The following is a 10,789-nucleotide window of genomic DNA, read 5'->3' on the forward strand; positions in this document are numbered from 1 at the left end:
CCCGCGACCCCTGCCGCAACAACCCTCATTTTCGGGGATATGCGACCGTCGAGAAATACGCTACAATCCGCCCGCGGCTCGTCCGGATACGCACGCATCGGCGACTCGCCCCTTTCGCCCATTCCGTCCGGATACCTGGGGCGGGCCGGCCCGAGCGGGCCCGCACATTAACAGACGGCCCCTCGGACGGGTACCCCAGCAAAGTGGGGGTTGTTGGCCCCGGACCGGCCCCGGCAGTGTGCCTGTTGCTGATCACAGACACGAAAGCCGAGACAGGGGAGGTCCGCCGATGTCCTGGATGGCTCTGCTTCTGGAGCGAGGCCGGCAGCGCCACGGCGAGCGGATCGCCGTCCGCGACGGCGACCGGCACGTCACCTACGCGGAGCTGGACCGCCGGACCGACCACCTGGCCGGGGCCCTCCTGGCGCTGGGCGTCGAACGCGGCCACCGGGTCGCGGTGGTCTCGCACAACCGCCTGGAGGTGTTCGAGACCTACTTCGCCCTGGGCAAGATCGGTGCGGCCGCCGTCCCCCTCCACTACACCGCCGTGGCCGAGGAGGTGGCCGCCGCCGTCCTGCGGTACGAGGTCTCGGCGGTCGTCGGCGAGGTGGGCCTGCCGGGAACCGACCCCGCCCCCGGCCTCCCCGTCCTGTACTACGACACCGAGGAGTACCGGCGGGCCGTCACCAGCGCGCCCGCCCGGCCGCCGGGCGGCGACGTCCCCGACGACGAGCTTGCGTTCATCCTGCAGACCTCCGCCACGACCGGCGACCCCAAGGGCGTCTGCATCGACCACCGCTCCCTGCGGTCCGTGGCCCTGGGCTACCAGGCCGACGTCCGGCCCGACCCGGACCAGGTCTTCCTGCACTGCGGGCCGCTGTCCCACGGGGCGATGGTGATCCCCCTCGTCTACCTGGCCGCCGGCGCGACCGTCTCGCTCCTGCGGATGTTCAGCCCGCAGGAGTGTCTCGCCACGATCCGGCGCCACCAGGTGACCCACCTGTTCGTGGTGCCGGACATGCTCCGCTACCTGCTGAAGGCCCGCGGGCCCGCGTCGGCCGGACCGTCCGCCCTCCGGGAGATCGTCTACGGCGCGGCGCCGATGCCGCGCCCGCTGCTCCTGGAGGCGCACGCGGCGTTCGGCTGCGGGTTCCGCCAGCTGTACGGCCTGACCGAGGCGGGCGGCCCGGTGGTGACCCTTCCGCCCGCCGACCACGACTACACGCCGGGGGAGGCCCGCGGCCGCGCCGCCTCCATCGGCCGGGCGACCATGGGCACGGTGTTCCGCAGCCTCGACGACGAGGAACACCCCTCCCCCACCGGGCGGATCGGCGAGCTGTGGGTGCGCAGCCCCGCCGTCATGCGCGCGTACTGGAAGGACCCCGAGGCCACCGCAGAGGTCCTGCGCGACGGCTGGGTGCGCACCGGGGACCTCGGCACGGTCGACGAACAGGGCTATATCCACCTCACCGGGCGGGTGAAGGACGTCATCATCCGGGGCGGCCAGAAGGTGTACCCCGCCGAGGTCGAACAGGTGATTCTCCGCCACCCGGACGTCAACGAAGTATGTGTGGTCGCCATACCCGATGCCGAATGGGGGGAATCCCCCGTCGCCTATGTGGTGACACCCCGGCAGGACGCCGAACTTCCGGACTCCCTAAGGGACCTGGCCCGCCGGCAGCTGAGCCGGTACAAGCGCCCGGCGGAATTCCGGACCGTTTCGGCGCTGCCGCGCAATGCCGCCGGAAAGGTCGACCGGCGCGCACTGCGTGCCACGGCGGCCGGGACAGCGGCCGGAACGACGGCCGGGACCGCCCGGCCCGGACATAAGGACTGAGAAATGGGAAACGCCGGCTCGGAGCGCGTCCTCGCCCGTCTCGAGGAACTCCTGGCGGATGTCTGGGACGACCACGTGGAGGGCGAGCCGATCGACCGCGGGGCCTCGCTCCTGGCACTCGGCGTCGACTCGCTGACGCTGACGATCCTGCTCGACCGGATGGAGGGCGAGTTCCGCGTCGAATGGGACCCGGAGCATCCTCCCTCCGCCTTCAGTTCGCTGCGGTCCCTCGCCGGATCCGTGACCGCGGAACAGCCGGACGGCGCCGCACGGACATGACGTCCGGGTGGTCCGGGCCGGGCGCGGCACAGCGGCCGGCGGCCGCCGCCCCGACAGGCCCGACACCCGCCAGACACCAGCAGAGGATCTCCCGTGGAAGCCACTCGCACCGCTGCCGCCCGTCCCGGACCACTGCACGACGAGCACCACCCGGTCGGCGCGGACGCGTTCCGGTCGCTGATGAGCTCCTTCCCCACCGGGGTGGCGGTCGTGACGGGCACCGGCCGGGACGGCTCGCCCCGCGGCGTCACCTGTTCCTCGCTCAGCAGCGTCGCCCTCGACCCGCCGACCCTGCTCGTCTGCCTGAAGACGGGCGGCAGCACCCTGGAGGTGATCCGGACGCGGAGGTGGTTCGCGGTCAACCTGCTGAACGCGCGGGCCCGCACCGCCGCCGAGGTGTTCTCCTCCCCCGTGGCGGACCGCTTCGCGCAGGTCCGCTGGCGGCCGACCGGGACGGCGGGGCTGCCGTGGCTGTACGAGGACGCCCTCGCCGTCGCGGAGTGCGCCGTCACCGGGCTGCACCCCGTCGGCGACCACACCGTCGTGCTCGGCGAGGTGGCGGGCCTGGAGCTCCGACCGGACGTACCGCTGCTCTACGGGATGAGACGGTTCTCGGCCTGGCCGGCCGGACCCGCCGAGCCGCCCGGGCCCTGACCCGGGCGTGACCCCGGCCCGATGTGACCCTGACCGGGCGTGACCCCGGCCCGACGTGACCCCGGCCCGACCCTGACCCGAGTGCCGACCGACCTGACCGACCCGAGGGGGACCCCGCGATGACCGCAACCGAGCCCGGCCTCGGACTGGCCGACCAGTCCGGCGATGCCGAGGCGACCCTGGCCTGGTTCCGACGGATGAGGGCGCAGGAGCCCGTCAGCCACGACGAGCAGGCCGGCGTCTGGCACGTCTTCCGCTACGCCGAGGCCGAGCAGATCCTGGCCGACTCGACCGTCTTCTCCTCCGACTTCAGCGACATCACCCCCTCCCAGGAGGACGTCGACCTCTTCTCCCGGGGCAACCTCATCCGCAAGGACCCGCCCGACCACCGCAAGCTGCGCACCCTGGTGAGCAAGGCGTTCACCCCGCGGGTGGTGGCCCGGCTCCAGCCCCGCATCACCGCCATCACCGGGGAGCTGCTGGACGCGGTCAAGGGCGCGGACCGGATCGAGGTGGTCTCGGACCTCGCCTACCCGCTGCCGGTCATCGTCATCACCGAGCTGCTGGGCATCCCCGCCGAGGACCGCGAGACCTTCCGGCGGTGGGCCGAGGAGCTGGTGTCACCGAAGGGGCAGACCGGCGGCCTCATCCCCAACGAGGCCCGGATCCAGTCCATGGCGACGGTCATGCGCGAGATGAACCCGTACTGCCTGGAGCACATCCGCTCCCGGCGGGCCAAGCCGAAGGACGACCTGATCAGCGCGCTCGCGGCCGCGGAGGTGGACGGACAGCGCCTGGCGGACGAGGAGATGGTCGGCTTCGTCAGCCTGCTCCTGCTCGCCGGCCACATCACCACGACCGTCCTGCTCGGCAACTCCGTGCTCTGCCTGAGCGAGCACCCCGAGGCCGTCGCGGCCCTGCGCGCCGACCGCGGCCTCCTGCCCACCGCGATCGAGGAGGTGCTCCGCTACCGGGCACCGCTGGCCCCGATGACGCGCCGCACCACCCGGGAGGTCGAGATCGGCGGCCGCACCATCGCGGCGGGCGAGATCATCGTCACCTGGCTGTCCTCGGCCAACCGCGACGAGCAGGTGTTCCCCGACCCGGACCGCTTCGACTTCCGCCGCAAGCCCAACCCCCACCTGAGCTTCGGACACGGGATCCACTTCTGCATCGGGGCGCCGCTGGCCCGGCTGGAGACCCGCATCGCCCTGGAGCTGATGCTCGACCGCTGGAGCGGGTTCTCGGCCGCGCCCGGCGTGGAGTTCCACGACGCCCGGGGGATCTTCGGCCCCAAACACCTGCCGCTCGACCTGACCTGGACCTGAGCCGGGCCCGGGCCGGGCCTGAGCCGGGCCCGGCCACCGGCCCTCCACCGCGCGGCACGGCCGTGCGAACCGATCGAAAGGACGAACCGGACATGGCGACGACCACCGACCCGACCAGCCACCTGCTGGACCTGCCGGGCGCGCGGCTGTGCTACGAGACCAGCGGAACGGGCCCGCTGCTCCTGCTGGTCGGCGCCCCCATGGGCAGCCGGGGCTTCGCGACCATCACCCCGCTGCTCGCCGAGCACTTCACCGTCGTCACCTACGACCCGCGCGGCATCCTGCGCAGCACCGTCGACGACCAGGACGCGGAGGTGACGCTCGACCTGCTGACGGACGACGTCGGCCACCTGCTGGCCGCGCTCGGCGACGAGCCGGCGTACGTCTTCGGCAGCAGCGGCGGGGCCTCCATCGCGCTCGCGCTGCTCACCCGGTACCCCCGGCGGGTCCGGGCGGTGGTCGCCCACGAAGCGCCGCTGGTCGAACTGCTCCCGGACGGCGAGCAGTTGCGCGCCGCGCTGGAGGAGGTGTGCGACACCTACGCCGGTACGGGCCGCAACGAGGCGCTGAAGAAGTACGCCGCCCTGACCGGGGTCGAGCGCTTCTCCCGGCCTCCCGGCGGCGGGCGGCACGAGGTGACCGACCTGGAGTCGTTCACCCCGCCGGACGACGTCCGGGCCATCCTCGACCGGTTCTTCCTGCACATCCTGCGCCCCACCGCCTGCTACCGCCCCGACCTGGCCGCGCTGCGGGCCGCGACCGCCCCCGTCGTGGTGGCGGGCGGCACCGACTCCAAGGGGCAGCTGTCCCACCGGGCCGCGGCCGCCCTCGCCGGGGAGCTCGGCACCGCGCTCGTCGACTTCCCCGGGGACCACACGGGCTTCCAGGGCGAGCCCGAGCCCTTCGTCCGCCTGCTGCGCCAGGTACTCACCGGCACCGCCTGAGCCGACGCAGTGTCATCGACCGAGTACCGCACCTGGAGTGACTCATGACCGATCTGACCTATGCGGACTACCTGCAGGTGAACACCCTGCTCTCGCTCCAGCAGCCCCGGACCTCGGGCACGGCCGACCGCGCGGTGGTACTGGCCGAGCACTTCTTCATCGTGGCGCACCAGTCCTGCGAGCTGTGGCTGAAGCAGCTGATCGCCGACCTCGACGCGGTGGTCGACACGCTCGCCTCCGGGTCGGGCTCCGGGTCCGATGCAGCGGACCTCGAACTGGGCGCGGAGCTGCTGCGGCGGGCCGGCGACCTGCTCCGGGTGCTGCACGAGCAGGTCCTGGTGCTGGAACGCCTGCCGCTGCGGCACTTCGTCGAGTTCCGGCCCTTCCTCGGCACCGCGAGCGGGGCCCAGTCCGAGCAGTTCGCCGGGCTCGGCCGGCTGGTCGGCACCGACCGGCGGGCCGGAGCGCTGTACGAGGCGTTCACGGCCGCCGCGGAACGCTCCGGCCTCTCGGTGGCGCAGGTGTGCCGGCTGGGGCCCGAGGCCGGCGGACTGCACCGGGTCGCCGAGGCGCTGCTCGACGTCGGCGACGGGCTGTGGCGCTGGAAGGTCGCGCACCTCGGCCTGATGTCGAGGATGGTCGGCGGCGAGCAGGGCACCGGCGGCACCAGCGGCATCGACTACCTGATCCGCCGCATCGTCCTTCCGTTCCCCGAACTGCGCAGCCACCGGGGGCAGGTGCACGCCGCCGAGTTCGCGGGCAGCACGGGCTGAACCGTCCCACCGTCCGCAGGAAGCCAGATCGTCCACAGAAAGCCAGGGTGAGGACCAATGATCTCCAGTGTGGTAATCGTCGGTGGCGGTACCGCGGGGTGGATGACCGCCACGTACCTCAAGGCGGCGCTCGGCGACCGGATCGACGTGACGCTCGTCGAGTCGAAGAACGTCTCGACGATCGGCGTGGGCGAGGCCACCTTCAGCACCGTCCGGCACTTCTTCCAGTTCCTGGGGCTGGCCGAGCACGAGTGGATGCCGCAGTGCCACGCCTCCTACAAGCTCGCCATCCGCTTCGAGGACTGGCGGGCCAAGGGGCACTACTTCTACCATCCGTTCGAGCGGCCGCGGGTCGTGGAGGGCTACTCGCTCGCCGACTGGTGGCTGCACCTGCGCCCGAGCGAGCGCTTCGACCACGACGCCTCCGTGCTGGCCGCGCTGTGCGACGCCAAGAGCTCCCCCCGCCACCTCGACGGAACGATGTTCGAGCAGGACCTCACGGCGGGCCAGGCCGACCCCCGCCGCGCGGCGCCGCCCGGACAGGCCACCCAGTTCCCGTACGCCTACCACTTCGACGCCACCCTGCTGGCCCGGTTCCTGAGCGAGTTCGGTGCGAAGCGCGGGGTCCGGCACGTCCGCGACGACGTGCTCGACGTACGCCTCGACGAGGACGGCAGCATCCGCGACGTCCTCACCAAGGAGCACGGCGAGCTGGCCGGCGACCTGTTCGTCGACTGCACCGGGTTCCGCGGCCTGCTGCTGAACCAGGCGCTGGGCGTGCCGTTCGTCTCGTACCAGGACACCCTTCCGAACGACAGCGCGGTGGCCCTGCGGGTACCGGTGGACGTGGCGGCCCGGGGCATGCGCCCGTGCACCACGGCCACCGCCCAGGACGCCGGATGGATCTGGACGATCCCGCTGCTCGACCGCCTGGGCACCGGGTACGTCTACGCCAGCGACTACTGCTCGCCGGAGGAGGCCGAACGCACCCTGCGGGAGTTCGTCGGCCCGGCGGCGGAGGACCTCACCGCCAACCACATCCGGATGAGGATCGGGCGCAGCGCCCAGTCCTGGGCGAAGAACTGCGTGGCGATCGGCCTCTCCAGCGGGTTCGTCGAGCCGCTGGAGTCGACCGGCATCTTCTTCATCCAGAACGGCATCGAGCAGCTGGTCCGCCACCTCCCCGGCGGCCGGGACGACGAACGGCTCCGCGACGCCTACAACCGGCAGGTCGGCCGGGTGATGGACGGCGTCCGCGAGTTCCTCGTCCTCCACTACTACGCCGCGGCCCGCAACGACAACCAGTACTGGCGGGACGCCAAGAGCCGCCCGCTGCCCGACGGCCTGGCCGAGCGCATCGAGCAGTGGCGCACCCGGCTGCCCGACCAGGACTCGGTCTACCCCTACTTCCACGGCTTCGAGCCCTACTCGTACTCCGCCATGCTCCTCGGGCTCGGCGGGCTGTCGACCCGGTCGCTGCCGGTGCTCTCCAGGCTCGACGAGACCGCGGCGGTCAGGGAGTTCCAGCTGGTGCGCCGGCAGGCGGAGTCCCTGACCGACCGGATGCCGAGCCAGTACGCCTACCTGGCGCACCAGCACGCCGCCACCCCCGGGCGGTTCGCCTCCTGATGGATCGTCACGAAGGCCGCTGGCCGATCAGATTCATGAGGTGGCTGCAACCGGGGCTGGTGACCTTCGGCGCGTTCTGGGGCCTCAACCCGCCGTACGAGTGGCTGACGGCGGGGGAGCCGTACCCGCCGGGTCGCGGCCCCCGCCCCCGGCCCCTCCCGGGGCCCGGCCACCCGGAGCGCCTCATCCCCCATCTGCCGCTCTCGCCCGCCGAGATGGCGCTGTGGAGCCAGCTCTCCTCCGGCGCCCCCGGGATCCCGGGAGCCGGCCGCGCCGACCGGCTGCCCTGACCACCCGCTCCCCCGGCAACGGGTGCCCGACGGCGGACATGTTCCCTGCGTGAAAAGGACTCTGATGGTACGTCAATTACGCTCGGCGGCCTCGGCCGGAGCCGAGACCGAAGGACGGGTCGTGCTGGCCCAGCCGCGAGGCTTCTGCGCCGGGGTGCGCCGCGCCATCGGCATCGTGGAGCGGGCCCTGGACCTGCACGGTGCACCGGTCTACGTCCGCAAGGAGATCGTCCACAACCACTACATCGTCTCCGAGCTGGAGCAGCGGGGCGCGGTCTTCGTCGACAGCGAGGACGAGGTGCCCGAGGGGGCGATCTGCGTGTTCTCCGCGCACGGGGTCTCGCCCGCGGTGCGGACCGGCGCCGCGCGGCGCAGCCTGGAGGTCATCGACGCCACCTGCCCGCTGGTCGCCAAGGTGCACCAGGAGGCGCTCCGGTTCGTCCGCGACGGCCGGATCATCCTGCTGGTCGGCCACGCGGGCCACGAGGAGGTCGAAGGGGTCCTCGGCGAGGCCCCCGAACGGACCCTGGTGGTCGAGACGGCCGAGGACGTGCAGCGGCTGGACCTGGCCGACGACACGCCGGTGGCCTACCTCACCCAGACCACCCTGTCGTTCGACGAGACCGCCCGGGTGATCGAGGCGCTGCGCGACCGGTTCACCGACCTGGTCGGTCCGCACGACGACGACATCTGCTACGCCAGCCAGAACCGGCAGACCGCGGTCAAGGAGCTGGCCGCCCGGCAGGACCTGGTCCTGGTCGTCGGGTCCCACAACTCCAGCAACTCGGTGCGGATGGTGGAGGTGGCCCGGGAGCGGGGCTGCGCCGCGCACCTGGTGCCGGACCTCACCCACCTGGACGAGCGGTGGCTGGAGGGCGTGTCGACCGTCGGGGTCAGCTCGGGGGCCAGCGCCCCGGAGATCCTGGTCCGCGAGCTGGTCGACCGGTTGGCCGAGCTCGGCTACGGCGGGGTCGAGGTCCAGCAGGGCGCCGTGGAGGACGTCGTCTTCTCCATCCCGGCGCGCCTGGCGGATCCGGTCACCGGCCGGGTACCGCGCACTCCGCTGGCAGACGAGGTGCTCTGATGCCGACCGTCGCACACGCCCACCCGGCCGGCTCGCGGCCGGCGGCCGAGGAGCACGCCGTACCGCCCCTGGAGAACCTCGGGGGACCGGTCGGCGTCCGGGCCCTCTCCCCCGACCAGGCCTGCCGGCTGGCGGCGGACATCCGGACGTTCATGGTGGAGGCGGTCACCCGGACCGGTGGGCACCTCGGGCCCAATCTGGGGGTGGTCGAGCTGTCGATCGCGCTGCACCGGGTCTTCGACTCCCCCAACGACCGGATCCTCTGGGACACCGGGCACCAGGCCTACGTGCACAAGATCCTCACCGGCCGGGCCGGCGGCTTCGCCACCCTCCGGCAGGCGGGCGGCCTCTCCGGCTATCCGTCGCGGCAGGAGTCCGCGCACGACGTCATCGAGAACTCGCATGCCTCGACCGTGCTCTCCTGGGCGGACGGGCTGGCCCGGGCGCACCGCCTGAACGGCGCCGCGGACCGCGTCGTGGCGGTGATCGGCGACGGCGCGATGACCGGCGGGATGGCCTGGGAGGCCCTCAACAACATCGCGGCGGCGCCGGACCGGCCGGTGATCGTGGTGCTCAACGACAACGCCCGGTCCTACGCCCCCACCACCGGTGCGCTGGCCGGCCACCTCGCGGCCCTGCGCGGCCCCGAGGCCCCGCAGGCCCTGTTCGAGCAGCTCGGGCTGGCCTACCTGGGGCCGGTCGACGGGCACGACATCGCGGCGACCGAAGCGGCCCTGCGCCGCGCGGCCGCCCTCGGCCGGCCCGTCCTGGTCCACTGCGTCACCGAGAAGGGCCGCGGCCACGCCCCGGCCGAGCAGGACGAGGCGGACCGCTTCCACGCCGTCCGGGCCAAGGCGAAGCCCGGCCCGGACGGGGACGGCTCACCCTCGTGGACATCGGTCTTCGGCGGCGAACTGGCCGAACTCGGCGCGACCCGGACGGACCTCGTGGCCGTCACGGCGGCCATGCTCGAACCGACCGGGCTGGGCGAGTTCGCCCGCCGCCACCCGGACCGCACCATCGACGTCGGCATCGCCGAGCAGCATGCGGCGACGGCGGCAGCGGGCCTGGCCTTCGGCGGCCTGCACCCGGTGGTCGCGGTGTACGCGACCTTCCTCAACCGGGCCTTCGACCAGCTCCTGCTCGACACCGCCCTGCACCGGGCGCCGGTGACCTTCGTCCTCGACCGCGCGGGCGTGACCGGCGACGACGGCCCCTCCCACCACGGGATGTGGGACCTGTCGCTGCTCCAGCTGGTGCCCGGCCTGCGGGTGGCCGCGCCGCGGGACGCCACCGCCCTGCGGCGGGCCCTGCGCGAGGCGGTCGACGTGCACGACGGGCCCACCGCCCTGCGCTTCCCCAAGGGCCGCACCGGCCCGGACGTCCCGGCCGTCGAGACCGTCGGCGGCGTGGACGTCCTGCGCCGCGGCGCTGCACCGGACGTCCTGCTCGTCTCGGTGGGCGCGATGGCCGGGGCGTGCCTGGACGCGGCCGACCGGCTGGCCCGGGACGGCGTCGGCGTCACCGTCGTCGACCCCCGCTGGGTCAAGCCCGTCCCGCCCGCCCTGGTCGAGCTCGGTCTGCGCCACACCCTGGTCGCCACCGTCGAGGACGGCGGCCGCGCCGGTGGCGCCGGACAGGCGATCGCCCAGGCGATGGGCGACGCCGGAGCGGCGGCACCCGTGCGCACCCTCGGGCTGCCGCAGGACTTCCTGGAGCACGGCGCGCGGGACGACATCCTGGCGCGCTGCGGGCTCTCGGGGCAGGGCATCGCCCGCACCCTCGGCGAGCTGCTCCACCCCGGCCGAGCGCGGCCGGGAACCGCCCCCGACCAGTCGACGACAACGAAGTGAGGAGCCCGGTCCCATGCCGGTAGCGCTCGGTATTCCGTCCCTGCCGCTCAAGCCGCTCGCCAAGCGCCGTTACTCCCGGCAGATCATGGTCGGCAACGTGCCGGTCGGCGGCGACGCG

10 protein-coding genes are annotated in these 10,789 nt (G+C 73.2%); all 10 read left to right on the forward strand.

Annotated features, from left to right (window positions below; genetic code table 11):
• Window positions 1-298: 298 nt before the first annotated feature.
• The 10 genes from ACIGZJ_RS35555 to ACIGZJ_RS35600 all read left to right on the forward strand — a co-directional run bounded on the left by ACIGZJ_RS35555 (window position 299) and on the right by ACIGZJ_RS35600 (window position 10,671).
• Complete coding sequence (locus ACIGZJ_RS35555; RefSeq protein ID WP_396461163.1) at window positions 299-1,837, forward strand: class I adenylate-forming enzyme family protein; 1,539 nt, start codon at window positions 299-301, stop codon at window positions 1,835-1,837.
• Between the two features lie 3 nt (window positions 1,838-1,840).
• A complete protein-coding gene (locus ACIGZJ_RS35560) occupies window positions 1,841-2,116 on the forward strand; it encodes an acyl carrier protein (RefSeq protein ID WP_396461164.1) in 276 nt (91 codons plus the stop codon).
• A gap of 93 nt (window positions 2,117-2,209) precedes the next feature.
• Window positions 2,210-2,770, forward strand: a complete 561-nt coding sequence (locus ACIGZJ_RS35565; protein ID WP_396461165.1) for a flavin reductase family protein — start codon at window positions 2,210-2,212, stop codon at window positions 2,768-2,770.
• 119 nt (window positions 2,771-2,889) lie between these two features.
• Entirely contained in the window at window positions 2,890-4,098 is a 1,209-nt protein-coding gene (locus ACIGZJ_RS35570; RefSeq protein ID WP_396461166.1) for a cytochrome P450, read from the forward strand.
• Between the two features lie 92 nt (window positions 4,099-4,190).
• Window positions 4,191-5,042: an alpha/beta fold hydrolase gene (locus ACIGZJ_RS35575; RefSeq protein ID WP_396461167.1), complete on the forward strand. Its 852-nt coding sequence runs from the start codon at window positions 4,191-4,193 to the stop codon at window positions 5,040-5,042.
• Window positions 5,043-5,086: 44 nt separating this feature from the next.
• The gene (locus ACIGZJ_RS35580; RefSeq protein ID WP_396461168.1) at window positions 5,087-5,815 is read left to right on the forward strand and encodes a tryptophan 2,3-dioxygenase family protein; all 729 of its coding nucleotides are present in this window, start codon (window positions 5,087-5,089) and stop codon (window positions 5,813-5,815) included.
• 57 nt (window positions 5,816-5,872) lie between these two features.
• Window positions 5,873-7,444 (forward strand): tryptophan halogenase family protein, encoded by a 1,572-nt coding sequence (locus tag ACIGZJ_RS35585; protein WP_396461169.1) that lies wholly within the window; start codon window positions 5,873-5,875, stop codon window positions 7,442-7,444.
• A 35-nt stretch (window positions 7,445-7,479) separates the two neighbouring features.
• On the forward strand, window positions 7,480-7,734 hold the full coding sequence (locus ACIGZJ_RS35590; protein ID WP_396461170.1) for a DUF6059 family protein: 255 nt from the start codon (window positions 7,480-7,482) through the stop codon (window positions 7,732-7,734).
• A gap of 64 nt (window positions 7,735-7,798) precedes the next feature.
• The gene (locus ACIGZJ_RS35595) at window positions 7,799-8,818 is read left to right on the forward strand and encodes a 4-hydroxy-3-methylbut-2-enyl diphosphate reductase (RefSeq protein ID WP_396461171.1); all 1,020 of its coding nucleotides are present in this window, start codon (window positions 7,799-7,801) and stop codon (window positions 8,816-8,818) included.
• Window positions 8,818-10,671, forward strand: coding sequence for a 1-deoxy-D-xylulose-5-phosphate synthase (locus ACIGZJ_RS35600; RefSeq protein WP_396461172.1), 1,854 nt, complete (start codon window positions 8,818-8,820; stop codon window positions 10,669-10,671). Before ACIGZJ_RS35595 ends, ACIGZJ_RS35600 begins: the two co-directional genes overlap by 1 nt.
• Window positions 10,672-10,789 lie beyond the last annotated feature (118 nt).

The organism is Kitasatospora sp. NPDC052868 (assembly GCF_044547105.1).
Taxonomy (GTDB): Bacteria; Actinomycetota; Actinomycetes; order Streptomycetales; family Streptomycetaceae; genus Kitasatospora.